The 20,871-nt window shown below is 57.0% G+C and carries 29 protein-coding genes; 23 read left to right on the top strand and 6 right to left on the bottom strand.

All coding sequences use genetic code 11. The features are described 5' to 3' along the window. Window positions 1–113 precede the first annotated feature (113 nt). Both EB809_RS01015 and EB809_RS01010 read left to right on the top strand, forming a co-directional pair. Window positions 114–1,148, top strand: a complete 1,035-nt coding sequence (locus tag EB809_RS01015; protein WP_123632710.1) for an alpha/beta hydrolase — start codon at window positions 114–116, stop codon at window positions 1,146–1,148. 25 nt (window positions 1,149–1,173) lie between these two features. Then, the gene (locus EB809_RS01010; protein WP_123632709.1) at window positions 1,174–1,833 is read left to right on the top strand and encodes an OmpA family protein; all 660 of its coding nucleotides are present in this window, start codon (window positions 1,174–1,176) and stop codon (window positions 1,831–1,833) included. Window positions 1,834–2,052: 219 nt separating this feature from the next. Here the strand turns inward: EB809_RS01010 and EB809_RS01005 are convergent, their stop codons facing one another. Further along, window positions 2,053–2,337, bottom strand: coding sequence for a hypothetical protein (locus EB809_RS01005; protein WP_123632708.1), 285 nt, complete (start codon window positions 2,335–2,337; stop codon window positions 2,053–2,055). 209 nt (window positions 2,338–2,546) lie between these two features. Continuing rightward, window positions 2,547–3,776, bottom strand: a complete 1,230-nt coding sequence (serA, locus tag EB809_RS01000) for a phosphoglycerate dehydrogenase (protein WP_123632707.1) — start codon at window positions 3,774–3,776, stop codon at window positions 2,547–2,549. Between the two features lie 223 nt (window positions 3,777–3,999). Between serA and EB809_RS00995 the strand changes: the two genes are divergently transcribed. The 6 genes from EB809_RS00995 (at window position 4,000) to EB809_RS00970 (ending at window position 9,629) form a co-directional block, all read left to right on the top strand. Then, window positions 4,000–5,394: an FAD-binding oxidoreductase gene (locus EB809_RS00995; RefSeq protein WP_123632706.1), complete on the top strand. Its 1,395-nt coding sequence runs from the start codon at window positions 4,000–4,002 to the stop codon at window positions 5,392–5,394. A gap of 155 nt (window positions 5,395–5,549) precedes the next feature. Beyond that, window positions 5,550–6,230, top strand: coding sequence for an SIR2 family NAD-dependent protein deacylase (locus tag EB809_RS00990; RefSeq protein WP_123632705.1), 681 nt, complete (start codon window positions 5,550–5,552; stop codon window positions 6,228–6,230). A gap of 200 nt (window positions 6,231–6,430) precedes the next feature. Beyond that, window positions 6,431–7,084 (top strand): restriction endonuclease, encoded by a 654-nt coding sequence (locus tag EB809_RS00985; RefSeq protein WP_123632704.1) that lies wholly within the window; start codon window positions 6,431–6,433, stop codon window positions 7,082–7,084. Between the two features lies 1 nt (window position 7,085). Further along, a complete protein-coding gene (locus EB809_RS00980; RefSeq protein WP_123632703.1) occupies window positions 7,086–8,633 on the top strand; it encodes a class I SAM-dependent methyltransferase in 1,548 nt (515 codons plus the stop codon). Window positions 8,634–8,720: 87 nt separating this feature from the next. Then, window positions 8,721–9,239, top strand: coding sequence for a DUF4303 domain-containing protein (locus EB809_RS00975; RefSeq protein ID WP_123632702.1), 519 nt, complete (start codon window positions 8,721–8,723; stop codon window positions 9,237–9,239). An 87-nt stretch (window positions 9,240–9,326) separates the two neighbouring features. Next, on the top strand, window positions 9,327–9,629 hold the full coding sequence (locus EB809_RS00970; protein WP_123632701.1) for an antibiotic biosynthesis monooxygenase: 303 nt from the start codon (window positions 9,327–9,329) through the stop codon (window positions 9,627–9,629). Between the two features lie 81 nt (window positions 9,630–9,710). Here EB809_RS00970 and EB809_RS00965 read toward each other — a convergent pair whose 3' ends face one another. Both EB809_RS00965 and EB809_RS00960 read right to left on the bottom strand, forming a co-directional pair. Then, the gene (locus EB809_RS00965) at window positions 9,711–10,028 is read right to left on the bottom strand and encodes a CcdB family protein (RefSeq protein ID WP_123632700.1); all 318 of its coding nucleotides are present in this window, start codon (window positions 10,026–10,028) and stop codon (window positions 9,711–9,713) included. Further along, window positions 10,028–10,273 carry a type II toxin-antitoxin system CcdA family antitoxin gene (locus EB809_RS00960; RefSeq protein WP_123632699.1) on the bottom strand — a complete coding sequence of 82 codons (246 nt, stop codon included), beginning with the start codon at window positions 10,271–10,273 and terminating at the stop codon, window positions 10,028–10,030. Before EB809_RS00960 ends, EB809_RS00965 begins: the two co-directional genes overlap by 1 nt. A 221-nt stretch (window positions 10,274–10,494) precedes the next feature. Here EB809_RS00960 and lgt point away from each other — a divergent pair, with 221 nt between their 5' ends. The 12 genes from lgt (at window position 10,495) to EB809_RS00900 (ending at window position 16,919) form a co-directional block, all read left to right on the top strand. Beyond that, window positions 10,495–11,313 carry a prolipoprotein diacylglyceryl transferase gene (gene lgt / locus EB809_RS00955; RefSeq protein ID WP_123632698.1) on the top strand — a complete coding sequence of 273 codons (819 nt, stop codon included), beginning with the start codon at window positions 10,495–10,497 and terminating at the stop codon, window positions 11,311–11,313. A 212-nt stretch (window positions 11,314–11,525) separates the two neighbouring features. Continuing rightward, window positions 11,526–11,846 (top strand): hypothetical protein, encoded by a 321-nt coding sequence (locus tag EB809_RS00950; protein ID WP_123632697.1) that lies wholly within the window; start codon window positions 11,526–11,528, stop codon window positions 11,844–11,846. 89 nt (window positions 11,847–11,935) lie between these two features. Then, a complete protein-coding gene (locus EB809_RS00945) occupies window positions 11,936–12,418 on the top strand; it encodes a cupin domain-containing protein (protein ID WP_123632696.1) in 483 nt (160 codons plus the stop codon). A gap of 54 nt (window positions 12,419–12,472) precedes the next feature. Beyond that, window positions 12,473–12,724: a YciI family protein gene (locus EB809_RS00940; RefSeq protein ID WP_123632695.1), complete on the top strand. Its 252-nt coding sequence runs from the start codon at window positions 12,473–12,475 to the stop codon at window positions 12,722–12,724. 241 nt (window positions 12,725–12,965) lie between these two features. Further along, entirely contained in the window at window positions 12,966–13,358 is a 393-nt protein-coding gene (locus EB809_RS00935) for a septal ring lytic transglycosylase RlpA family protein (protein WP_123632694.1), read from the top strand. Window positions 13,359–13,460: 102 nt separating this feature from the next. Further along, entirely contained in the window at window positions 13,461–13,805 is a 345-nt protein-coding gene (locus tag EB809_RS00930; protein WP_123632693.1) for a hypothetical protein, read from the top strand. Between the two features lie 85 nt (window positions 13,806–13,890). Further along, the gene (locus EB809_RS00925) at window positions 13,891–14,217 is read left to right on the top strand and encodes a DUF3175 domain-containing protein (RefSeq protein ID WP_123632692.1); all 327 of its coding nucleotides are present in this window, start codon (window positions 13,891–13,893) and stop codon (window positions 14,215–14,217) included. A gap of 219 nt (window positions 14,218–14,436) precedes the next feature. Then, the gene (locus tag EB809_RS00920; protein WP_123632691.1) at window positions 14,437–14,856 is read left to right on the top strand and encodes a VOC family protein; all 420 of its coding nucleotides are present in this window, start codon (window positions 14,437–14,439) and stop codon (window positions 14,854–14,856) included. Window positions 14,857–14,874: 18 nt separating this feature from the next. Beyond that, entirely contained in the window at window positions 14,875–15,417 is a 543-nt protein-coding gene (locus EB809_RS00915) for an NADPH-dependent FMN reductase (RefSeq protein WP_123632690.1), read from the top strand. A gap of 32 nt (window positions 15,418–15,449) precedes the next feature. Beyond that, on the top strand, window positions 15,450–15,863 hold the full coding sequence (locus EB809_RS00910; RefSeq protein ID WP_123632689.1) for an SRPBCC family protein: 414 nt from the start codon (window positions 15,450–15,452) through the stop codon (window positions 15,861–15,863). Continuing rightward, complete coding sequence (locus tag EB809_RS00905; RefSeq protein ID WP_123632688.1) at window positions 15,860–16,537, top strand: class I SAM-dependent DNA methyltransferase; 678 nt, start codon at window positions 15,860–15,862, stop codon at window positions 16,535–16,537. Before EB809_RS00910 ends, EB809_RS00905 begins: the two co-directional genes overlap by 4 nt. A 31-nt stretch (window positions 16,538–16,568) precedes the next feature. Continuing rightward, complete coding sequence (locus EB809_RS00900; protein WP_123632687.1) at window positions 16,569–16,919, top strand: VOC family protein; 351 nt, start codon at window positions 16,569–16,571, stop codon at window positions 16,917–16,919. A 50-nt stretch (window positions 16,920–16,969) separates the two neighbouring features. Here EB809_RS00900 and EB809_RS00895 read toward each other — a convergent pair whose 3' ends face one another. Next, entirely contained in the window at window positions 16,970–17,836 is an 867-nt protein-coding gene (locus EB809_RS00895) for a GyrI-like domain-containing protein (RefSeq protein WP_123632686.1), read from the bottom strand. 460 nt (window positions 17,837–18,296) lie between these two features. On the opposite strand from EB809_RS00895, the gene panB reads away from it, so the two are divergent. After that, window positions 18,297–19,082: a 3-methyl-2-oxobutanoate hydroxymethyltransferase gene (gene panB, locus EB809_RS00890; RefSeq protein ID WP_123632685.1), complete on the top strand. Its 786-nt coding sequence runs from the start codon at window positions 18,297–18,299 to the stop codon at window positions 19,080–19,082. A gap of 67 nt (window positions 19,083–19,149) precedes the next feature. Further along, window positions 19,150–19,551: a hypothetical protein gene (locus EB809_RS00885; protein WP_123632684.1), complete on the top strand. Its 402-nt coding sequence runs from the start codon at window positions 19,150–19,152 to the stop codon at window positions 19,549–19,551. Window positions 19,552–19,553: 2 nt separating this feature from the next. On the opposite strand, the gene EB809_RS00880 is transcribed toward EB809_RS00885, so the two are convergent. Next, complete coding sequence (locus EB809_RS00880) at window positions 19,554–20,477, bottom strand: LysR family transcriptional regulator (protein ID WP_123632683.1); 924 nt, start codon at window positions 20,475–20,477, stop codon at window positions 19,554–19,556. 210 nt (window positions 20,478–20,687) lie between these two features. On the opposite strand from EB809_RS00880, the gene EB809_RS20900 reads away from it, so the two are divergent. Then, window positions 20,688–20,846: a hypothetical protein gene (locus tag EB809_RS20900; protein ID WP_190294794.1), complete on the top strand. Its 159-nt coding sequence runs from the start codon at window positions 20,688–20,690 to the stop codon at window positions 20,844–20,846. Window positions 20,847–20,871 lie beyond the last annotated feature (25 nt).

Raw genomic sequence — 20,871 nt, 5'->3', positions numbered from 1 at the left:
TAGACGTTTCCGCCTCCGGCGACTGGCCCGACGAGACCGCGCCCGAGATGACAGAGACGTAATACCGGGTTTTCAGCCCTCTACGTAGAATACGCAACCGACGGCGAACCACTGTGTATTGGAAGACAGACAACCTGGATATGCCCGACTGGGAACGGGCGAGCCTGATCGCTCAGCTGCCGGCCTTTGAGGTCAGCAAGCAGAAGGGAGCCTGTCAGGACGGGCTCAGCCAGGAAGTGGCCGCTTACTGCCGCTTCTATGGTCTGGATCTGTGGGTTGAGCATCCGGCCGTGGAATACACCCTGGGTAACCTGGAAGCGGGTAAGCACCGGGTTGCGATCCACTATTATAGGATCCCCAAAGCCCGCGGCACCGTCTTCATCCTGCACGGTTATTTTGACCACGTCGGTCTATACAGCCAGTTGATTGACCGCTGCCTGAGCGCCGGTTTCAACGTGCTGGCGTACGACCAGCCCGGACACGGTCTGTCCAGTGGCACGCCCGCATCCATTGGCAGCTTTGCCGAGTACCAGCAGGTATTGCTGGATATCCTGGAGGCCGTGCGCCACCGGGTGGATGGACCCTGGTTTGCGGTGGGGCAGAGTACCGGTGGCGGTGTGCTGATCGACTACCTGCTTCAAAACGTACCCAGGGGCACGGCCGAGTTCCGGCACGTGGTGCTGTTGGCGCCCCTGGTGCGACCCAACGGCTGGATTGGAGCCAAGATCCTGCACAGCCTGGTGCGACCATTCATGACCAGCTGGCGGCGGATGTTTTCGGAGAACAGCGGGAATTCCCGGTTTCTCCGGTTCCTGCGGGAACACGATCCGCTACAGGCCCGGGCGGTCCATGTGAACTGGGTGACGGCACTGCGCAAGTGGGTGCCGGGGATCGAAGCCGCCAAGCCGGTGCATTATGCCGTGACGGTCATCCAGGGGGAGAAGGACATGACGGTCGACTGGCAACACAACCTGAGAATTATCAGGAACAAATTTTCATCGGTCTCTGAGCGCCGCCTGCCGAACGGGCGCCATCACCTCGTTAACGAGGCGACGGATCTGCAGGCAACGGTGTTCAGCGTGACCATTAACGCCTTCATTGAAGGATGTAGCGGCCTGGCCGAGCCCCAGCGGGCAGCCGGCGCCTGATAGATGTAGAGGAAGGAGCAGTAGGATGAAAAAAACAATCATGGCCCTGTCCGTAGCGGTCGTTACGCTGAACGGGTGTATGACGTACGATCCCTACACGGGCGAAGAGAAAGTCTCCAACGCGACCAAGGGTAGCGTGATCGGTGCGGTCACCGGCGCGGCTATCGGTGCCGCAACGTCCAGCAAGAGCGACCGCGGCAAGGGCGCCCTGATCGGCGCGGCGGCCGGTGGTGCCGCAGGCGGTGGTATCGGCTACTACATGGACCGTCAGGAAGCCGACCTGCGCCACAAGCTGGAAGGCACCGGCGTGCGCGTCCAGCGCAACGGCAACCAGATCCAGCTGATCATGCCGGGCAACATCACGTTTGACGTGGATCAGTCGTCCATCCGGTCATCCTTCACGGACGTGCTGGAATCCGTCTCACTGGTGCTGGAAGAGTACGACGAGACCATCATCCAGATCGACGGTTACACCGACAGCACCGGCTCGGCGTCCTACAACCAGCTGCTGAGCGAACGCCGCGCCTCATCCGTGCGCGACTTCCTGCTCAACCAGGGCATCGCCTCCAACCGTACCCGGGCCACGGGTCACGGCGAGAATAACCCGATTGCCTCCAACAGCACCGAATCCGGCCGGGCCCAGAACCGCCGGGTCGAGCTGACCCTGGTGCCGATGCAGGGTTAATCACCCCGCCGGCCACAAAAAAGCGGAGCCCTCCGGGAGGTCTCCGCTTTTTTTATGCCGAAAGATCCGTGATAGTTTTCGGTTTCCTCGAGCATGTAGCAGATGCTTCAGCTTCTGAGGCGCCGAAGGGGCCTTCTTTACCCTTCGAGGAAACCCGGCAGCCCGATGGGCTGCTCCGAAGCTAAAGCGTCGGCTACATGAGCGGGCGCTGCCTTCGGGTTAGTTCGTATTACTCGGCAACCACTCCTCAACCCGCTTCTTCAGGTCGCTGAGACGATCCTCACCGGCCTCGCGCAGCTCGCCCATTTTCTGACGGGCGCTTTCCACGTTGTCTTCCAGTTCCTGGATGCGCTTGGCGAAGTCTTCCTGAATCTCCGCCTCCGCTTGCTCATCCTTGGCCTTGGCCATCTTCTCTTCCGACTGGGCGCGTAGGCTGTCGATCTGCTTGCTCCAGTACTCGGTCTGGGTTTCCAGTTTCGTCATGAGCGTGTCTTTCAAAGACATGGTCTTCTCCTTGTGACTGCAGAATTTGAGGCGATTTTCCCCAATACAGTGAAAGACTTTAGGCTGATGGTGTGACGAAACAAGGTCAGAACAGGCCTGACGAGATTAAGAAAAGGTAAAGGAGGTAGGTTCAGGGAGGCGACAGGTTGGCGTGCAGGCACAAAAAAGCCGGGCTGGGCCCGGCTTTTCAATCAGCGAAACGCCGACACTCAGAACAGGACGCGGCAGCGGATGGTGCCACGGACCGACTTGAGCTTCTCCAGCGCCAGTTCGCCGTATTCCTTGTCGACATCGATGACCACGTAGCCAATGTCTTCCTGCGTTTGCAGGTACTGGCCACAGATGTTGATGCCGTTGTCCGAGAACACGTGGTTGATTTCGGACATCACGCCCGGGATGTTCTCGTGGATGTGCAGCAGGCGATGCTGGTTCGGGTGTGACGGCAGAGCCACTTCCGGGAAGTTCACGGAGGAGACGGTGGTGCCGTTGTCGCTGTACATGGCCAGCTTCTCGGCCACTTCGCGACCGATGTTTTCCTGCGCTTCGATGGTGGAACCACCGATGTGCGGAGTCAGGATCACGTTGTCGAATTCGCGCAGTGGAGACACGAACTCTTCCTCGTTGGACTTCGGCTCAACCGGGAACACGTCAATGGCCGCGCCCAGCAGCTTGCCGCTCTTCATGGTCTCGGTCAGCGCTTCGATGTCCACCACGGTGCCGCGTGAGGCGTTCATCAGGATGCTGCCCGGCTTCATCTGGGCCAGTTGCTCGGCGCCGAACATGTAGCGAGTGGCCGGCGTTTCCGGAACGTGCAGGCTCACCACGTCGGCAATGTTCAGCAGCTCCTTGAGGGAGTTGACCTGCTTGGCGTTACCGATCGACAGCTTGGAGACCACGTCGTAGAAGTAGACGTCCATGCCCAGCGCCTCGGCCAGCACGCTGAACTGGGTGCCGATGTTGCCGTAGCCGATGATGCCCAGCTTCTTGCCACGGATCTCGTAGCTGTTCTTGGCGGACTTGATCCAGTCGCCACGGTGCGCCTTGGCGTTCTTCTCCGGGATACCGCGCAGCAGCAGGATGGCCTGGGCCAGAACCAGCTCGGCGACGGAACGGGTGTTGGAGAAGGGCGCGTTGAAAACGGCCACGCCACGCTGGGTAGCGGCCTTCAGGTTGACCTGGTTGGTACCGATACAGAAACAGCCCACGGCCACCAGCTTGTTGGCGGCCTCGAAGACCTCCTCGGTGAGCTGGGTGCGGGAACGGATGCCAATAAAGTGCGCATCAGCGATCTTTTCCTTCAGCTCCTCGTCTCCGAGGGAGTGCGTCAGGTACTCGATGTTGGTGTAACCCGCTTCATGCAGTGTATCCAGTGCAGACTGATGAACGCCTTCAAGCAGCAGGATCTTGATCTTGCTTTTGTCGAGGGACGTGTTTGCCATGGGCTTTCCAGACCTTTCGTCGCGTAATGTAAACCGTGCGCCTGCCGGGCTTTTTGACGGCAGGGTCGCAGAACAGGGCGGGTATGATACCATAATCGCCCGTTTGTACATTGTGTTCGGTGACGTCAGTCATCAGGCTGTGAAGCCGCTCGCGCAAGCGCTTTCACCCTGGGCCGCCACCGTCCATTGCCCCCTGTAATCCGACAGTGCGACCGAGAGTGCCATGACGCCCGACCAGATTGTTGACGCCCTCAAATCCCTCGTTGACGACGGTAAGGTCCTGACCGATCCCGCCGATCTCGATACCTACGGCAAGGACTGGACCAAGATCTACGCGCCCAAGCCGGTGGCGATCGTTTTCCCCAAGACCACCGAGCAGGTGCAGGCCATCGTCCGCTTCGCCAACGAGAACCAGGTCGCACTGGTGCCTTCCGGCGGCCGGACCGGCCTGAGTGCCGGTGCCGTGGCCGCCAACGGTGAAGTGGTAGTGGCGTTCGATTACATGAACCAGATCCTCGATTTCAACGCCAGCGACCGGACGGTTCACTGCCAGGCGGGCGTCATCACCGAACAGCTGCAGAATTTCGCCGAAGAGAACGACCTGTATTACCCGGTGGACTTCGCCTCCGCCGGCTCCAGCCAGCTGGGCGGTAACCTCTCCACCAACGCCGGTGGCATCAAGGTCATCCGTTATGGCATGAGCCGCGATTGGGTCGCCGGCCTGACCGTCGTGACCGGCAAGGGCGACATCCTGGAACTGAACAAGGACCTGGAAAAGAACAACACCGGCTACGACCTGCGCCACCTGTTCATCGGCGCCGAGGGCACGCTGGGCTTCATCACCGAAGCCACCATGAAGCTGACCCGCAAGCCGGACAACCTGACCGTACTGGTCCTCGGCCTGAACGACCTGACCAACACCATGGACGTCCTGCAGACGTTCCAGAAGCAGATCGACCTGACCGCCTACGAATTCTTCTCGCACCAGGCCATGCAGCACGTGCTAGCCCATGGCCAGGTGCAGGCCCCGTTCGAGACCGAAGCCCCGTACTACGCGTTGCTCGAGTTTGAAGCCATTTCCGACCAGGTGATGGACGAGGCCATGGGCCTGTTCGAACAGTGTGTCGAGAACGGCTGGGTGCTGGATGGCGCCATCAGCCAGAGCGAGACCCAGGCCAAGAACCTGTGGATGCTGCGTGAAGGCATCTCCGAGTCCATTGCCCCGCGCACGCCCTACAAGAACGACATCTCCGTGATCGTTTCCAAGGTGCCCGGCTTCCTGCAGGAAATCGACGCCGTGGTCACCGAGCACTACCCGGATTTCGAGATCATCTGGTTCGGCCACATCGGCGACGGCAACCTGCACCTGAACATCCTCAAACCCGAGGACATGGCCAAGGAAGACTTCTTCGAGAAGTGCCAGCAGGTCAACAAGTGGGTGTTCGAGATCGTCGAACGCTACAACGGCAGCGTCTCCGCCGAGCACGGCGTGGGCATGACCAAGAAGCCCTACCTGCAATACACCCGCAGTGAAGCGGAGATCGCCTACCTCAAGGGCATCAAGCAGGTGTTCGATCCCAAGGGGATCATCAACCCGGGCAAGATTTTCGACCTGTGACACCGTGGCGGTGGATGGCCAAACCCCACCCGCCGCCTAATTCCTGCAGGATGTCGGTGAGCCTCGCGAACTGCATCACAGTGGCTGCCCACGACTCCACGCCCAGGCCCTCAAGTGCTAAAGTCCCCGGAAAGCCAAGCATTCCGGAGACCTCCATGAAACAACACATCGTCGTCCTCACCGGCGCCGGCATGAGTGCCGAAAGCGGCATCGCCACCTTCCGCGACAACGACGGCCTCTGGGAAAAACACAACGTCCAGGACGTTGCCACGCCCGAGGCGTTTCAGCGCGATCCTGAGCTGGTTCTGCGCTTCTACAACGACCGCCGCCGACAACTCAAAGACGCCCAGCCCAACCCGGCCCATCACGCGCTGGCGGAACTGGAGAAAGACTACCGCGTCACCATCGTCACCCAGAACATCGACGACTTGCACGAACGCGCCGGCTCCACGAGTGTGGTCCACCTCCACGGCCAGCTCACCCAGGCCCGCAGCGTCCACGATGAGAATCGCCTCTACGACATCGGCTACAACGACATCCATATTGGCGACACCTGCGAACGCGGCGGCCAACTCCGCCCCCACGTTGTCTGGTTCGGCGAAGCTGTCCCTATGATCGAAACCGCCGCCGAAGTCGTCAGCACCGCCGACCAGCTTCTGATCGTCGGCACCTCGCTGCAGGTCTACCCGGCTGCCGGGTTGGTCAACTGCGTGGACTTTGATGTGCCCATCACCGTGATCGATCCGGGGGAAGCGAGCGTGTCCCGGGCGAGGGTGATTCGCAAGACGGCGAGTGAAGGGGTGTTGGAGTGGATGGCATCGTTACGGCGTCAGTAGATGGGATATTGGATGCACGAAAATAAGAAGTCACGATATGGCATGGCGGTGAGGCTGGAGACTGGCTAAGCTGTTGTTCAGGTTGGATAAAGAGGAAAGGCTGGGGCCGTCGATCCGGGATGTTATACCGAACGCTCGTCTATTCAATATCAGGGAACGCGGTCTAATCACGGTTATGTACAACCCACACTAGAGGTAACATGAAGAAAGAATTAACTATTGAGCAGCTTGGAAAAGAGGCTGCAAAATTTGCGGAAATTGAGACGAAATATGACGAGCCTACGTTATACGGAGTTACTGACGGAAAGGCGGTTGGAACTTACCTAGAGCACAAATTCACCGCCTACCTTGCTGAGAGCTACTCTTATCAAGAAGGCAACTCTGCATCGGGCATTGATTTGCCTGGGTTGGGCGTGGATATAAAGGTTACAAGCATAAAACAGCCTCAATCGTCGTGCCCTTTCAAGTCGGCTACTCAAAAAGTTTATGGGCTTGGTTATAGTCTACTTGTATTTGTTTACGAGAAGTATGACGATCACGAAAATCGGACTGGCAGGCTAGATATGAAGCACACAATTTTCGTTGAAAAAGAAGCAACCGCTGATTTCCAGACTACCAAAGGACTTGTAGAAATACTGGATAGAGACGGGAATCTTGATGATATCAGCGCATTTTTGGTTGAAAGAAATCTTCCGCTTGACGAGATTAGTGCAAATGAACTGGCAGAGAGAATCCTTAAACACCCGCCTAAGGTTGGGTATTTGACTATATCTAATGCTTTGCAATGGAGGCTTCAATATCGAAGGGTGATCGATAAGGCTGGTGACGTCGATGGCGTTCTAAGGATTAGGTGATATGGCAAAGACGTTAGACAAATGGCAGTTTGGTGATTTTCAAACTCCGAACGAATTAGCCACACAAGTCGTTGAGGTTCTAAAAAGGAATCATCAAATTTCGCCCGACTTGATAATTGAGCCAACTTGCGGAAAAGGCGCATTCGTGCGAGCTGCTTTGAGTGGTTTCACTGAATCTAAAGTCGTAGGGTATGAAGTAAATCCAGAGTACGTATCGGATGCCAGAGCATCCGTTGAGCCAAGTCACGCCGAGCGGGTTTCTATTAACCAAGGTGATTTCTTTTTATTGGACTGGGAAGAGATGCTAAATCGGAATACAGGAAGCCTTCTAGTTCTCGGCAATCCTCCATGGGTAACTAGTAGTGAATTAGGCATTCTCAATAGCGAGAATCTTCCCGAAAAAACTAACTTTCAAGGGCGGCGTGGGATCGAAGCTATAACAGGGTCAGGTAACTTTGATATATCTGAGTGGATGCTACTTCGTCATGTTGAATGGCTTGAAAAACATGATGGCGCGTTGGCGATGCTATGCAAGTATTCAGTCGCGCGTAAGATTATGCGCAAGCTGCGGCAGAGCAAGGAGCACCGTCTATTTGGGCATATCTATTCAATTGATGCGATGAAGCATTTCTCCGCTGCCGTTGACGCATGTTTGTTTGTCCTTACAACCGACATCGGCAATGCGGATTGTGAGGTTTTTGACAGTCTCGAGGCTACTAACCCAGCTTATGTCATTGGCGAAAGGGACGGGTTTGTTGTCAGGGATATTGATACCTATGAAAAATACAGAGGTCTCCGAGGGCAAGATTCAGTCTATGTTTGGCGCTCAGGACTAAAGCATGATTGTTCGAAAGTAATGGAGCTAACCAAGCAGAATGGTGCTTATGAAAATGGTTTCAAAAATAAAGTCGACGTGGAGCCAACATTCGTTTATCCGCTTCTGAAAAGTTCAGATATTGGTAATTCAAGAACAGATATTTGCAGACGTTGGGTAGTGGCGACCCAAAAATTTGTAGGTGAAAACACAGATAGAATAAGGTCTGAAGCTCCTAAAACATACAAATATCTCGAGGATCATGCTGAGCTATTGGATTCTAGAAAGAGTTCGATATACCGTGGAAAGCCAAGGTTTTCCATTTTTGGCGTTGGTGAATACACCTTCCTTCCTTGGAAGGTGGCTATATCAGGACTATACAAAAAGCTAAATTTCTGTCTGGTTGGTCCAATCGATGGAAAGCCTGTCATCTTCGATGATACCGTCAATTTCCTTTCATTTAACACAGAGAGCGAGGCGAAGTTTGTACACTCTCTTCTTGTCTCTGAGCCGGCTAGAAAGTTTTACAACGCGAGTATTTTTTGGGAGGAGAAAAGACCAATTACCGCTGAAATACTAAGGCGCCTTTCCTTGAAAGAAGTAGCCAAATATTTAGGTGTGCTAGATGAATATGTAGCGCATGTAGAAAATAGGGAAACAAAAAACGCTAATGGTCAACTTAGCCTAGGAATTGCTGAAAAGGCCACGAAATACAAGCGTGCAAGCAGTACATAACAAAGCGCTGCACTCGGACAATTTTTCCGCTACGCACCAAAATTTCCGGTGAGCGCGCCGTTATGCGCTCTAGGAGTAGAAAGTACCATGGAACCAGTTAAAAAGGATGAATTGGTAGTTGCACTAGTAAGTGCTGCAATCCCAAGCATTGAAGACTTTTTCAATAAGCATGCTGACGAGAAATTCTTTGGTTTCGCGGTAGAGATACTTGCAGAGGAAGGCTATTTCCACGTAGGGGCAGGCTCTGAAGAATCCTTTCAATCAACCGTAGATTCATATTCTAAGTCCGGAGAATCTATGGAAGAGATAATGGGGGAAGGTATCCGCTGGAATAACCAAGACTGGGAATACTTTGATCTAAATTACAATAGCAAGATTTGGCAAGAGAAATGGCAATCTACGCTAGAGAAGATCAATAAATACAAAAACTACATGCGTAACTTAACTGATTCGGAATGTGGTTCAGCGCAGGAGGAGTTTAGCGCACTATTTCAAAGCGCTGGAGAGGAAGCTTATCGCCAGATTATCGATTCAGGTGTACTAAATGGAGCAAGAAAAACTCAGGATTTTAGAGCTTGGGTTTTCGAACATCACGATGTTTTTTAAAAAAACGCGTAACAAGGTGCTGCAGCTGACGTTGGGCTTCCCTGTCGGGCTGCTTATTTCAGCCATAGAAATCAGGGAGAGATTGAAGTGATTGCTCGAATTTGGAAAGGATGGACCACTCACGAAAATGCCTCGGTCTACGAAGAGCTTTTCAAGAATACTGTTCTCCCAAAAGTTACGCAGGGGGTTGAGGGGTACGTCAGTACCAATCTGCTACGGCGTGAAACAGAGCAAAATGTGGAATTCACAACTGTATTCTGGTTTGAGTCGCTCGAGGCCGTAAAGAACTTTGCTGGCGCAAATTTCGAGCAGGCCGTCGTCCCGGAACAAGTAAAGGCGCTCATGTCGCACTACGAGGAAACAGTCCATCACCATGACGTTGCTTTGTAGGTTTCTAACAATGCCATTAAATACGTTCCGGCCTTCGACCTCCACCGGATGCCCTTGTCAGGGCGCGGTTTGTGGCTGGCGTTAAATACCAGTGACAGCCAAGTCCAGGGCTCCAACAATCTGATCTCTGAAATGCGATAAAGTGCCAACGGGGTTCTTGAGATGCTTTTCTGAGACCGAGGAAATTTGCGGGGTTAACAGTAGAAGTTCCTGGTCGGCAAAGCTGACTTCCGGCGTGAGTCCTTGCATGGCTTCGCCACCAAAGGCAGACCGCTTCCCCAAAGGGATGACGATGCGAGTTGTCAGTTCACTCAACAGGCTGCTTTGAATATCGACAAGATACGGGTAGTGCGTTTTGCTTGTTTTGCTTGGGTTGGGATACACATCGAACTGTGCCATCAAAAGTCCCTGAATTCGTCGCCGAAGCATCCGTGTTGTTCGACGAAATCATTGTAGCTTTTTATCGCCGCGCGATTTGCTTCGACCCACTGGGCTGCCTCGCGTTTGGCAAGCTCTTCCTTCAGGGCTCGCTCCAGGGTAGCGGACAAGTTAACCTTCAGGTCCCGGGCCTTACGCAGCAAATCGCTATTAATTGACAGGTTAGCTGCTTTCTTGGGTGCGGCTGCGTTATAAAGTTCGGCCATCGGAGCCTCCGTGTGGCTGTTTAATGCACCACTTCAGTTTATGCGCACGCAAATGCGCATTCAAGCATTTGACCAGCGGCTGTTGGCGGACGTGGACTCCCCCGCGTCAAGAGGCACACGCCGAGCCAGGCCCGTTTTTCAGAGCGGTGGTTTCGCCGTTAAAGGGCGGTTCAGGGCAGGCACTAGCTCCCCTCGACAGTTTTCATGAGATACGCGAGAACATGATAATTCATTGGAATTTCGATCCTGTTTTGATTGCCGTTGGACCGTTGGTTATCCGGTGGTATGGCCTCCTGTTCGTTGGAGCCTTTCTGGCCGGCCAAGCGCTGCTCACTCGGATGTTCAAGGCCGAAGGGATTCCCCAGGAAAACGCCGAGCGCCTGTTGCTGTATGCACTGCTGGGAACCATTGTGGGCGCGAGATTGGCTCATTGCTTGTTCTACGATCCGCAGTACTACCTTTCACACCCGTTGGCGATTCTTCGTCTATGGGAAGGCGGTCTTGCGAGCCATGGTGGCGCTGCGGGGATGCTGCTCAGCCTTTGGCTTGGTACCCGGGTACTAAGGCCCAGAATGCCATTTCTCTGGCTCGTTGACCGGGTGAGTGTTCCGGCCGCATTAGGGGCTGTGTTTGTACGGGTTGCCAATTTCCTCAACTCGGAAATTGTCGGTATTCCCACCTCCGGGGGATGGGGCGTGGTGTTCGAAGCGGTCGATAAGTTGCCTCGCCATCCCGTACAGCTCTATGAAGCGGTCGCGTATCTGGTCGTATTCTTGATATTGGCCGTCCTATACCGGCGGTTAGGGCAGCGCACACCACACGGTCTCCTGTTTGGTGTATTCCTGATGCTCGTATTCTCTGCGCGCTTCGCACTTGAATTCTATAAGGTTCACCAGGCTGCCTATCCGTCAGGGCAGTTATTGAGTGTCGGCCAATATCTGAGCTTGCCGTTTGTGGTTTTGGGGGCTGTCATGGTGTTGTGGTCAACCGGGTATCTAAAAGGTCGTTCCGTCGGACGCGAAAAAGCAGCGCGCCTGTAGGTTAGACGTCGAGGCCGCAGGAAATCTTTTGGCAAAAGGCTTGACGGTTTTACGGCTGCTTCGTTATCTGTCTGAAGCGGCCGCGGCAATGAATCAGGGAGGTGTTATGAGTGGGTATCTGATTGACCACGACAATTGGCGTACGACCTTTTCGCCGCTTCGCAGATCCAGAATGGCCTAAAATCTTTGCCGGATAAAAGCATGAGATTCCCATGAAAGAGAGTGATTGGAAGAAATTCAAAGTGATCAAGGAGAAAGCCATCGAACGCTTCTGTAGCCAAGCGCTTGAAGAGTTCGAAGAGGTCATATCGAACACGGAAGAGCATGTCCACAATCGCTATCTTCTTCTGTACAAGCTCGTTCGAAATCGAGACAAAGAGATGGCGCTCATATTCGATTATCACAGTCGATCAAAGGCTGCGATGCAATTGACGGCCATGAGGGCTAGAGGGCTCGCCGATGAATCCTTATTGGCTGGGCTGTCAGAGGAATTCCTTGAGCAAACAGACCCTAAACCGTTTGGTTGGAATTAGCGTTGTAGGTTGGCCCGTGTGGGCGAGACTGGAAGCAGGTCAGGATCGTCCGGGAGGCGGCTTGCTTCATCGAACAACAGGCAAACACCATGGACAAATACCACCTCACCAAAGCCGATATCGACCAGTTCGAAGGTATCGAGAAAACCCATTTCCTCAATGACAACGCAAGGCGGACCAACAAGTCCCTCGGCGATCTGACCGGCATTACAGGCTTCGGTTTTCACATCATCGAAGTGCAGCCGGGTCGGGAGTCCACGGAATTTCACCGGCACTATGATGAGGATGAGTGCGTCTACATCCTGGAAGGCACGGCGGAGGCGCGGATTGGCGATGAGACCGTGCAGGTGAGCGCCGGGGATTTTATCGGCTATCGGGCCGGCGGCGAGGCCCATGCGCTGCGGAATAACGGCGACGCGGTGCTAAAGTGCATTGTTGTCGGCGAACGCCGGGACCACGATATGGCCGACTACCCCGACCTCAAGAAGCGTATCTATCGCAGCAAGGCACGGCCCTGGAATCTGGTCGACTTTGATGCGATCGCTGAGCCGAGTGGTGGCAGGAAGGTTTAGGATCTTATTCCACCCGAGTTTTGCACCGATTTACAACCCAAGAGAGCCAATACCATGTTCTACCTGGTCACCACCTTTCGGACTCCGGAATTCGATCCGGGCGTCATCGATGCCCACTATGCTTTCCTCGACGACCTTCGCCAACAGGGCAAACTGGAACTCGCCGGCCCGTTTACCGACAAATCCGGCGGTGCCTACCTGATCCGGGCGGCCAGCAAGGATGAGGCCGAGGCTCTGGCGTTCCGCGATCCGGTGCACACCTCCGGGTCGTCGGTCGTGACCGTCTATGAGTGGAACGCAAAGTAGGACAAGCCACGCGCGTTTTGAACGGGCCATCGTCTGGTTTGAATCCATCGCAGCGGTGAAACAACTTGCCGGCGACCCCGTTGATCAGGCGGCCGTGCCCGAGGACGTCCGGGATATCCTGACTCGGTTTGAGAGCAGCGTTCATCACGACGAGACTGTTCTCTAACCTTCTTTTAACTCGTCATTGCCCGCCGTCGCCGCCAGGATAGGTCCCACCTGACCATCGTCAAAGACTCACATCATGGCATTCACTCCAAGAACGATATGGGCTATTGCGGTCCTCACTCTGATGGCAGGGTGTTCGACCGTCCAATCCGGTGCTGGCGGCAATCGCGTGGGCTATACGGAAACAGGGCAAGCCTCGTATTACGCGGACAGCCTGCAAAACCGAAAGACGGCCAGTGGGGACATCTACAAGCACGAGCGCCTTACCGCAGCCCATAAAACATTGCCGTTCGGCTCGACCGTCAAAGTCACCAACGTCCAAAACGGTAAAAGCGTCGTCGTCGAAATCAACGATCGTGGGCCGTTCGTATCGGGTCGCATCATTGATCTCTCCAAATCCGCGTTCCGTCGCATTGCGAACACGTCGTTGGGGCTGATCAACGTCAAGATTGAGGTGCTTTCGATGTGATCGGGTATCTCGCCAACTTGGCGTTGTCAGGGCACACTGCTCTGGTGGCGTAATACCCGACTGCGCCACTCATCCTTTTGCGTGGAACCAGGAGACACGAGCATGGAACGCCTGATCACGAGCGACAACGCGGAGGCCATCGGCCGACCGATCATTGAACAGATTATCACCGCCCACCTGAATTCAGACTACGACCACCTGCTGGCCCAGGTGCCGACCATCCGGGGCAAGGTGCCGCAGGAAGAGTTCGAAGAGGCCGCGGCCAATCTCGAGCCGTTCGGTAATGTACGCTCGATTGAATACCTCGGCCACTTCGCGAAGGTCAAGGAACATCTTGTGCTGTGGCGCGTGCGTTACGAACGAGCGGATGAGGATATTCTCTGGCACCTCTACTTGTCGGATCTGGAAAGCGAGGTGCAGACCGTCGGGTTGTTTTTCGATCTGTAGTGTTGGGTAGGGCTTCATCGGGAGCGTCGGGAACCGTTACGCTGACGGCAGGGAGCCAATTCATCCGAACACGGAGGGCGGTGAGATGTCGGAGTCTCAGAAACAGGGCCATCAGGCGGCCACCGAGGGCTGGTCCCAGCGGGTCACCGAATCCAGTGATGCCCTGGATCTGGAAGAGGGCGTGTTCACGCTTGAGGACCCGAAGGCCATCGCACAATCCCTGAAACGGTCCGCTGAAAACAGTCAGAAGCGCAAATCGGATCCCTATCGTTCCGCCATGTCGATGCTGACGTTCTATCTGAACCGGGCCGGGAAGAACATGCCCGAGTCGCAGCGTGAGGTTCTTGAAGCGGCGAAGGACGAACTGAGGGCGCTATACGGCCGCCCGCGCAAGGGCACCGTTCGCAAGTAGTCGGGTTGGTATCCGGTTAGCAGAATGACCAGGTTGTGGATTCCGTATTAGAAAGACGGGCGGGTGTGGCCTACGTTTTACGTCAAAGTCACCCATCGATGCTGGAACCGAAACGGGTCGCTGCCATTTTTCCGGAGCCTGTCGAAAAGGCGCGGGGTCATCCGACCAGTGGAGAACAGCATGAGGCTGTTGTCTGATGGATAACCTGGAGAAATTATTATGTCCCGTATGATCTTTGTGAACCTGCCAGTTGCCGACTTGCCCGCGTCCATGGCGTTTTATAGCGCCCTGGGTTTCGAGAATAACCCGCAGTTTACCGACGAGACGGCCGCCTGCATGGTGTGGAGCGAGTCGATTTTTGTCATGCTGCTGACTCACGATAAGTGGCGCACCTTCACCGATCGTCCGATTCCGCCGGCCACGTCCAGCGAAGTGATGCTGGCCCTCGCCTGTGACGGCCGGAAGGAGGTCGATGCGCTGAGCCAGTCGGCCGCGAAAAGCGGTGGCACGGCCGATATCAACCCGAAACAGGATCTGGGATTCATGTACGGCCGCAGCCTGGCCGATCCGGACGGCCACGTCTGGGAGGCCTTCTGGATGGATCCGGCGGCGATGGAAGGCCAGACCCAGGCCGGCTAACCACAATCAGGACACGCGATGGAAGGGTACCGTTTACTGGCGTTGTCAGGCAGTTTGCGTCAGCGCTCCTACAACACGGCAGCGATCAAGGCGCTGCGGGCGCTGGCGCCGGACAATGTGGACATTGTGATTGGCGAAATCGGCCACTTGCCCCTGTTCAATCCGGATCTGGAAGACGACTGGATCCCGGCACTGGACGACCTGAAGGCGCAACTGGCCGAGGCTTCGGGCCTGATCATCGCCAGTCCGGAATACGCCCACGGCATCAGCGCCCCGATGAAAAACGCGCTGGACTGGCTAGTGAGCGGTACCGAGTTTCCCTTCAAGCCGGTGATGCTGATCAACACGTCGCCCCGGGCCGGCCACGCCCAGGCCGCTCTGAAAGAGGTGATTACGACCATGTCAGGAAACCTGGTCGAAGAGGCGCACGTGGCATTGCCGCTGCTGGGCAGCGAGCTGGACCGCCGTGGCATCCAGGCGGATGCCGCGTTGTCGGGGGCGTTGCTGGCAGGGCTGAAGGCCTTCTGTGCGGCCATGGACGCGCAACCTCGTGACGCCTGAAAGGGCGACATCGTCATCGGAAGGAGGACGGTATGCAGGCTGTTTGTCACGTGAGTACCTACATTGCACGGTCTCCGGAGGCTGTCTATGCCTTTGCCTCGGATCCCCGGAATCTGCCGCAATGGGCCGCGGGGCTGGCCCGCTCTGACGTGCGCCCGTCTGGCGAAGATTGGCTGGTCGACGCGCCGTTTGGCCGGGTGACCATCCGCTTTGCCAGAACCAACGAATTCGGCGTGATGGACCACGACGTCACCCTGGATTCCGGCGTGACGGTCCATAACCCGATGCGCGTTGTGCCCAATGGCGAAGGGAGCGAGTTTATCTTCACCCTGTTCCGTCGGGACGACATGACTGAGGATCAGTTTGATGCAGATCGACAGGCCGTGGAGGCGGATCTGGCCTCGTTGAAGGCGCTGTTGGAATCGAAGCCGGAAAGCGGTGCATGAATCCCCACAGCGACGCCAAGATCATCGATTCCTGGCGTAAGAACGCCGAGCCCTGGACGGAGGCCGTTCGGGGCGGGCAGATTGCCAGCCGGGAGCGCGTGACCAACCAGGCCATCGTGGCCGCCGTGTTGCAGCGTTCTCCGCGGTCCGTGTTGGACGTAGGCTGCGGTGAGGGCTGGTTATGCCGGGCGTTGTCGGCCGACGTTGAGCGCGTGGTGGGTGTCGATGCCATACCGGCGCTGGTGGGGCAGGCCCAGGCGGCGGGCGGCGGCGATTTTCGCGTGAAGACCTACGAAGCCCTGGGCGATGGCTCGTTGTCGGAGGCCTTCGACGCCGTCGTTTGCAACTTCTCCCTGCTGGGAGACACGTCGGTCGAAACCGTATTTGCCAGCGTCCCTCAGCTGCTGAGCAATGCAGGGGCATTCATCGTCCAGACCCTGCACCCGGTCGCCGCGTGCGGCGATCAACCCTATGAGGACGGTTGGAGGGACGGCTCCTGGGAGGGCTTCGATCCCTCGTTTGTGGACCCGGCGCCCTGGTATTTCCGGACCCTGGCAAGCTGGGTGGATCTGTTTCTCGACCGTGGTTTGCGTCTGGTCGACATCCGGGAGCCATTGGATCCGGCCACGCACCAACCGGCGTCGATTATCTTTGTCGGTGCCGTCTCGCCATAGTCCATCCACCCAGTGTCAAAGGACTGATCTCATGAAAGTAAAACGCATTGTGCCCAACATCGCGACGGATGATCCCGCCAAGGCGGCGGCCTTCTACGAAACCATTTTTGGGCTGGACATCATCATGGACCACGGCTGGTTACGGACCTACAGCTCTGGCGAGTCCATGACGGTACAACTCGGCGTGGCGTCGGAAGGCGGTTCCGGGACACTGGTGCCGGATCTGTCGATCGAAGTGGATGATCTGGACGAGGTGCTGGAGCGGGTTCATACAGCGAACGTCCCGATCGACTATGGGCCGGTCGAGGAACCCTGGGGTGTCCGGCGCTTTTTCGTGCGCGATCCGTTCGGCAAGATCGTGAACGTGCTGCAGCATCTATAGCGCCGGAAAGCGGCCTTCGCCACGAACGGGAGAAGGCCGTTTCAGTCGGTTCACACCAGCGGCAGGCACACGTCGGTCACCAGTTCGTGCTCCGGCGTATCCTGGAGCAGGTTGTGGTAGTGGAAGAAGAGGGGGAAGTCCCGCAACTCCTCACCACTTTCCGGCAACCATTCCCGGTACAGGTAATAGGCCGGTTCGGTCATCCGGTCGTGGGAACCGAAATGGCGAACCACCGCGCAGCGCCCGGCCGGGATTACCTTGTTGACGATGCCAAATTCGTTCTCCGGTACGGGCTCGGTGACCGATCCGCAGATGTCGAACCGGAACTGGTCCGGCGGCGTGGCGTTGGGATCGTCCCAGGCCAGGCCGATCGACTCGCTGGTGGCCACCGGCGACAGGCCCGTCTGCTTGCGCCATTCGATGAATTGGGCGGCGGACTCGTTGACCAGGGCCGGCGAGCCCCGGTGTTCAAGCACTGCCACACGGGTTTCGGGAAATTCAATAATCTTGACGTCCATAGGTTGTCTCCGCTCTCTTTGGGGCAATTGAAACCGCTCGTTCCACGGCTGCCAGGCCGGGACTTTGCGGAATTGGGAGGGTGTCTGACCAAAGGTGGTCTTGAAGGCCCGGGAAAACGATTCCGGATTCTCGAACCCCGCTTCCAGCGCAATCTCGATGATCGACATGTCCCCCATAAACGCCAGGCGATAGGACGCCCGCCGCAGTCGCATCAGCTGGATGTAACGGGCGACACTCGTACCGGCGTACAGCGAGAACTGCCGGTGGAAATGGTACTTCGAGAAATGCGCGACCCGGCTCAGGCGTTCCAGGGACAGGTCCTCGGACAGGTGTTCGTCGATAAACCGAAACACCGTATTGAAGCGCGCGGCGTAGGCCGATGCCTTTGATCCATTCACTGCCAAATCTCCTCAATCGGGCGCCACTATGCCCGAGCGGTGCCGGCCAATCCTGACTCAGATTGCTCAATCGCGATGCCAGCCTGACGAGCATAGCGAACAGGGCCGCTAAGGGGGCGAATGATTTGGCCTGTATCGAGAGGTTCCATATTTGAGTGAAGGGTCGTAAGGTGAGGCCAGTCTCAAGCCTATGACGGTATTGTAGGAGCGTAGTGAGCGCCGTAGGTTGGGCTGACGCAGGAAGCCCAACAAGCCGGGTTTGCGGCCGATCTCATCCAATTCAAGGGTCGCCAAGCGGGTTGTAAATAGCCGTATTCCAAGCATGTCCGGGATAAGGGGAACGTCTGTTGCCCGCTTATTGTTGGGCTTCCTGCGTCAGCCCAACCTACGCCCCCTGAGCCTTTGCAACAGGTTCTCAAGAGTGCGTCGAAACGGCGCTTAACCGAGAAAGGAGCAACCGATGAAACAGACTCCCACAGATTTTCAGGCGATGAAGGGCGTTGAGCCGATCACCATGCTGACCGCCTACACCTGCCCGGTGGCCCGCGGGATCGAGCAGGCGGGCGTGCCTGTGATCCTGGTCGGCGATACCGTCGGAATGGTGGAGATGGGCTTCGACAGCACCCGGGATGTGACCATCGAGCATATGGAGTATCACATCGGAGCGGTGCGCCGTGGCGCGAAAGACACGCATATTATCGGTGATCTGCCGTACCTGACGGACAAAGACCCGGCCACGGCCCTGATCCACGCCCGGCGGCTGATTGCAGCCGGCGCCGACAGCATCAAGCTGGAGGGGCCGAAACTGGATGTGATTGCCCACCTTGTGGCCCATGACATTGCCGTGGTCGGTCACACCGGCCTGACGCCGCAAACGGCTACCAGCTTCAAGAAGGTCGGCAGCACCAGCGAAGACGCCCAACGCATTGCCGACGAAGCCCGGGATATCCAGGATGCCGGCGCGTTCATGGTGGTGATCGAGCACGTGCCCTACGACCTGAGCACCCGCATTACCGCCGAACTGCGGATCCCCACAATCGGTATCGGCGCCGGCCCGGACTGCGACGGCCAGGTGCTGGTCATCAACGATGCGCTGGGGCTGGGGGATTACTGGCCGCCGTTCTCCAAGCAGTACGCGCACGTCAGCGACACCATCCTGCAGGTGGCGAAAGACTTCCGGGATGAAGTCGCCTCGCGGGAATTTCCCAATAACATCATCCGGTTCACCGGCACCGGTAGCCGCTAGTGGATTAATCCGGGGCCGGTTCCCAGCCCGCCCACACATCGGCTTCACACAAGGAGCAGCGATCACCATGCGCTGGAACCGGGTGGTTGTGGTCTGGTTACTGATTATCGCCGCCGAATCCGTCAGCGGCGCGCTGCGGGAAGTGTTTCTGACGCCCCGTATTGGCCCCGTCATGGCCCATCAGATCGGCGTGGTGGTGGGCTGCGTCGTTATCTTTGCCATCACCTGGTTCCTGCTGCGCTGGATGCAGGTGATCACGATGTCCCGGCAGCTCCTCGCCGGGCTGGTTTGGGTGCTGCTGACGCTTGTTTTTGAATGGGCGCTGGGCCTGGCGCTCGACGTGCCGCCGGAAGCGATCAAGGCCGACTACGATCTGGCCCAGGGCGGACTGATGGGATTGGGGCTGCTGTTTATGCTGTGCGCGCCGGTTCTGGTGGGGCGTCTGCAGGGAATCGGGCGCGACCGTTAGCGTCAGCTCACCGTTTCGGTCGCCGTCGTTTGCGGGACGCTGGCCTCCTGCCATAGCTGCTTGACCAGGGCGATGACAGCCGCAATCGCCGGCTCATCCACCCGATCCCGACGCACCAGCAAGCTCAGGTTGATGCTCAGGCGGGGTTCGGAATAGACCCGCACGCTGCCTCGATCGGCCCAGTGACTGGCCAGTTCATGCTCCACCAGCCCATACCCCAGACCCGCCCGGATCATCGACAGGGTGCTGAGTTCATCAATCGACGAGGAAATGTTGTTGGCCTGCTCCCGGCCGCCGCCGAGGATGTCAGGCAGCATGGTGGCCAACGGGCAGTGGCCGGCGGGCCAGATCCAGGGCAGGGCCCTGCGTTCAGCGAACTCGGTGGGGAAGCGTTCGCGGCTGCCTTCCAGTGGGCCCACCACACTGACGCGAATGGGTGCCAGACGCAGGCCAAGCACCTGGTCGTCGGCGTAATCGCCGTAGGCATAGCCCATGTCGAGCTCACCGGCTTTCACCTGATCACGAATCACGAATGATGAACTGGTGGCCAGTTCCAGTGCGATTTCCGGCAGGTCCCGCGCGACCGAGCGCAGCAGTTGATCCACCTTCAGATATTCCGGCGGTGCGTTGAGGGCGAACGACAGCGGCTCGGGCTGTTCGCAGCGCAGCGCCCGGGCAATCTCGTCCAGTTCCGCCACCTGCATCAGCGCCTGGCGCGCCGGTGCCAGCAGTTTGCGACCGGCGGTCGTCAGGGCCATCCCGCGTGTGTTGCGTTCGAACAGGGCCAGCCCGAAGTGATCCTCCAACTGACGCAGGTGTTCACTGACCGCCGATGGCGTCGTGTGGCGCCGGTTGGCAGCGCGGGTCAGGTTACCTTCGTCGGCCACCAGCACGAATGAACGTAGCTTATCGAGTTTTATGTTCATATTTTACGAACGCCGCTTTTCAGAAAGACTGATAGATACCCCATCTTTATCGCAGTTTAATGGCATTTACCGGCCGGCCTCAATTCATATTTCCTGGAGGTATTTATCATGCAAACTGCGACATCCAGACGCACTGAAACTGTTTTTATTCCTCCTATGGAGGTCGGGAGTTCTGACGTACTCCGCCGGCCGCTGCCGAGGTCTGTTCGAGTGGGGCGTGTGCTGCGGGAATGGTTCCGGCGTTACCGGACGCGTGCCCGGCTGCGCGGGCAGTTGAGGGAGATCGATACCACACGGGCCGAACTGGACGTAGGATTGCCCATCGGGTCGTTGGTCGAGGAAGCCTACAAGCCGTTCTGGAAAGCCTGATGCGTTATGCCGTAAAGGTCGGGTG

Source organism: Marinobacter sp. R17 (assembly GCF_003789045.1).
GTDB lineage: Bacteria > Pseudomonadota > Gammaproteobacteria > Pseudomonadales > Oleiphilaceae > Marinobacter_A > Marinobacter_A mangrovi.
This window is presented reverse-complemented; position numbering and strand designations above follow the sequence as displayed.

Bases quoted from the DNA above. Each gene is read 5' to 3' on its own strand.
- EB809_RS01010 (WP_123632709.1), top strand. From the start codon at position 1,174: ATGAAAAAAACAATCATGGCCCTGTCCGTAGCGGTCGTTACGCTGAAC.
- EB809_RS01005 (WP_123632708.1), bottom strand. From the start codon at position 2,337: ATGTCTTTGAAAGACACGCTCATGACGAAACTGGAAACCCAGACCGAG.
- serA (WP_123632707.1), bottom strand. From the start codon at position 3,776: ATGGCAAACACGTCCCTCGACAAAAGCAAGATCAAGATCCTGCTGCTT.
- EB809_RS00995 (WP_123632706.1), top strand. From the start codon at position 4,000: ATGACGCCCGACCAGATTGTTGACGCCCTCAAATCCCTCGTTGACGAC.
- EB809_RS00990 (WP_123632705.1), top strand. From the start codon at position 5,550: ATGAAACAACACATCGTCGTCCTCACCGGCGCCGGCATGAGTGCCGAA.
- EB809_RS00985 (WP_123632704.1), top strand. From the start codon at position 6,431: ATGAAGAAAGAATTAACTATTGAGCAGCTTGGAAAAGAGGCTGCAAAA.
- EB809_RS00980 (WP_123632703.1), top strand. From the start codon at position 7,086: ATGGCAAAGACGTTAGACAAATGGCAGTTTGGTGATTTTCAAACTCCG.
- EB809_RS00975 (WP_123632702.1), top strand. From the start codon at position 8,721: ATGGAACCAGTTAAAAAGGATGAATTGGTAGTTGCACTAGTAAGTGCT.
- EB809_RS00965 (WP_123632700.1), bottom strand. From the start codon at position 10,028: ATGGCACAGTTCGATGTGTATCCCAACCCAAGCAAAACAAGCAAAACG.
- EB809_RS00960 (WP_123632699.1), bottom strand. From the start codon at position 10,273: ATGGCCGAACTTTATAACGCAGCCGCACCCAAGAAAGCAGCTAACCTG.
- lgt (WP_123632698.1), top strand. From the start codon at position 10,495: ATGATAATTCATTGGAATTTCGATCCTGTTTTGATTGCCGTTGGACCG.
- EB809_RS00950 (WP_123632697.1), top strand. From the start codon at position 11,526: ATGAAAGAGAGTGATTGGAAGAAATTCAAAGTGATCAAGGAGAAAGCC.
- EB809_RS00945 (WP_123632696.1), top strand. From the start codon at position 11,936: ATGGACAAATACCACCTCACCAAAGCCGATATCGACCAGTTCGAAGGT.
- EB809_RS00940 (WP_123632695.1), top strand. From the start codon at position 12,473: ATGTTCTACCTGGTCACCACCTTTCGGACTCCGGAATTCGATCCGGGC.
- EB809_RS00935 (WP_123632694.1), top strand. From the start codon at position 12,966: ATGGCATTCACTCCAAGAACGATATGGGCTATTGCGGTCCTCACTCTG.
- EB809_RS00930 (WP_123632693.1), top strand. From the start codon at position 13,461: ATGGAACGCCTGATCACGAGCGACAACGCGGAGGCCATCGGCCGACCG.
- EB809_RS00925 (WP_123632692.1), top strand. From the start codon at position 13,891: ATGTCGGAGTCTCAGAAACAGGGCCATCAGGCGGCCACCGAGGGCTGG.
- EB809_RS00920 (WP_123632691.1), top strand. From the start codon at position 14,437: ATGTCCCGTATGATCTTTGTGAACCTGCCAGTTGCCGACTTGCCCGCG.
- EB809_RS00915 (WP_123632690.1), top strand. From the start codon at position 14,875: ATGGAAGGGTACCGTTTACTGGCGTTGTCAGGCAGTTTGCGTCAGCGC.
- EB809_RS00910 (WP_123632689.1), top strand. From the start codon at position 15,450: ATGCAGGCTGTTTGTCACGTGAGTACCTACATTGCACGGTCTCCGGAG.
- EB809_RS00905 (WP_123632688.1), top strand. From the start codon at position 15,860: ATGAATCCCCACAGCGACGCCAAGATCATCGATTCCTGGCGTAAGAAC.
- EB809_RS00900 (WP_123632687.1), top strand. From the start codon at position 16,569: ATGAAAGTAAAACGCATTGTGCCCAACATCGCGACGGATGATCCCGCC.
- panB (WP_123632685.1), top strand. From the start codon at position 18,297: ATGAAACAGACTCCCACAGATTTTCAGGCGATGAAGGGCGTTGAGCCG.
- EB809_RS00885 (WP_123632684.1), top strand. From the start codon at position 19,150: ATGCGCTGGAACCGGGTGGTTGTGGTCTGGTTACTGATTATCGCCGCC.
- EB809_RS00880 (WP_123632683.1), bottom strand. From the start codon at position 20,477: ATGAACATAAAACTCGATAAGCTACGTTCATTCGTGCTGGTGGCCGAC.